This is a genomic window from Marinobacterium weihaiense (assembly GCF_019061305.1).
Classification (GTDB): Bacteria; Pseudomonadota; Gammaproteobacteria; order Pseudomonadales; family Balneatricaceae; genus Marinobacterium; species Marinobacterium weihaiense.
Map to the genome: position 1 here is coordinate 1 of NZ_JAHQZT010000055.1, position 1,691 is coordinate 1,691.

The window sequence follows — 1,691 nt, forward strand, 5'->3', positions numbered from 1 at the left end:
TTGCTGGATGAATTGCTCAATGGCGTGGTACATGATGTCGCGAGCGACGAACCAAGGATAACGCCTTTGGCTTATATGATCATCCGGGATGCGACGCCTATCTTTCACAGCATGAGCAGTTTAATGCAGATGGTGTTTTTTCTGAGGCTGACAGGGGTGCACTTGAGCTCACTCGTCAAGGTCAATCTGCTAATCATATGCTTGCATATTTTGACCAGCAGCGCTCAGCTCTCAGTGCTGAATTAGGCGAGTATCAAGGTTATCTGGACATGGCTGAGAATGCTGCACAACAAGCGATTGGGATGGGTTCTGATAGCAGTTTTTATCAAGAAGTAGCGAACGAGTTAAATAAAAATGAAATAGCTCGAAAGGCCTACGAAGACACACTTCTTGGAAGTCATAGAGCATTGGAGTTAATGGAAAAGCTTGGCATCGAAACTGAGGCTAAAGCTCCCAGAACGGAAGCACAACAACGGCTACTAAACGCTGCAAGTACTGAATCATCAAGCGCTGAAAAGATCGCGTATGACATGGCTGTTTCGAAAAGCACTATTTTCTATGATATCTCGGATATTATTAGGAACGGACCCGAAAGTAGTCATTTAAAACTGTCCACGTCAGGTCGAATTGTAGGCCCGTCATTCGATATATTTAGAGATGCTTTTGAGCAAGAGGCCGCAAGTCTTGATGAGAAACGACTCGCACTCTATAACTCCGAGGAATCCAAGGGCACGGATCCGCTTAAAATCATCGAAATGATGATTGATTTTACAAATGCTAATGCTAGTAGCATTTATCGTGAGGGATCAGGCCAAGGATGGTTTCACTCATAATCGAGAGCAAATGCTAAAGCCTGTAATTTTTGCAACGCTGCTCTCGTGACCAGAATTACAAAAGATGGCCCTTTACAGACATGTTGTTTTCACACAGCCTGCACATTACGGACTGATAGCCCTCTCTTTTAAAAAAATTGACAAGGATTGCCTAAATAACCTATGTATTATTCTGCCAAATTGGAATAGTTGGCATTTTGCTGAACCACATGGGATGTGTTTTTGCAGTCCATCCCCCTTATGTTAATTTATTTTCCTATTAATGAAAGAGGGTTATTATGTCTTTCACAAGTGGTAGCGACACATTCTACAGTACCGATCCAATATTCACCGAAGCATACGCTAGCGGAGGAGATGACTATCTTTATGGCAATGGGGGCGTGGATTACTTCTTCGGCGAAAGTGGTAATGATTGGTTGTACGGTAATGGCGGTAATGATGTTTTATCTGGGGGCTTAGGAAACGATCATTTGTATGGTGGAACCGGCGATGATCTTGTGGTTGGTTATGATGGCAATGATTATCTGGATGGTGGAAGTGGTGATAATCTCTTACGTGGAGGGTTAGGTGATGACTATTACGTTTCAGGTCTTTTATTACATGGAAACGATACAGTAAGTGAAAAGAAATATATGGCGGGCGGTATTACCACCGGTGGTGGTTATGACGTAATTAAATTTACTGATGTCGCATTTAATACAGGAGACTCAGTCGTTTATAGAAATGGTCAGGATTTATGGTTTCTTACCGAGGAAGATCTAAATTGTCGCATCCCGGATGATCATATAAGCCAAAGGCGTTATCCTTGGTTCGTCGCTCGCGACATCATGTACCACGCCATTGAGCAATTCATCCAGC

General features: G+C 43.0%; 3 protein-coding genes. All 3 read left to right on the top strand.

Features of this window, described 5'->3' with window-relative positions; all coding sequences use genetic code 11:
- The coding region (locus KTN04_RS16500; protein WP_217336319.1) for a hypothetical protein at window positions 1–246 on the top strand (246 nt) is incomplete at its 5' end.
- A 23-nt stretch (window positions 247–269) separates the two neighbouring features.
- Window positions 270–833, top strand: a complete 564-nt coding sequence (locus tag KTN04_RS16505) for a hypothetical protein (protein ID WP_217336320.1) — start codon at window positions 270–272, stop codon at window positions 831–833.
- 278 nt (window positions 834–1,111) lie between these two features.
- Window positions 1,112–1,691: calcium-binding protein (locus tag KTN04_RS17205; protein ID WP_305799504.1), on the top strand; the 580-nt coding region annotated here is incomplete at its 3' end.